This is a genomic window from Methylobacterium sp. A54F (assembly GCF_053346035.1).
The window spans coordinates 1-287 of record NZ_JBKFBF010000198.1; the positions used below are offsets into that span (position 1 = coordinate 1).

Sequence of the window (287 nt, forward strand, 5' to 3'; positions counted from 1 at the left end):
CCCTTCCTCGACGAAGGAGAAGAAGCCCTGCGCGCTCCCCGCCGGCACCGCCACGCTGACGCGGCGGCTGCGCACCGTCACGGGCTTCTCGTCGTAGCGGATCGACACAGTGACGGGCACCTCGGAACTGCCGGGCGACCCCGCGGGCCCGAGGAGCACGCGCCCCTCGTCCCCGACCTTGACCATGATCGAGCCGTCCTCGAGCCGAGCGCATTCACGGGCCAGGCGGCCCAGCGTGATCTGCGTCCGGATCTGCGAGCCCGCGAGGGTCTGGAGCGCGGCGCCGC

Annotated in this window: 1 pseudogene; it reads right to left on the reverse strand. The window is 73.2% G+C overall.

The features are described 5' to 3' along the window. Nucleotides 1–287: pseudogene (locus ACLBXP_RS25950) on the reverse strand (hypothetical protein); the annotation flags it as partial.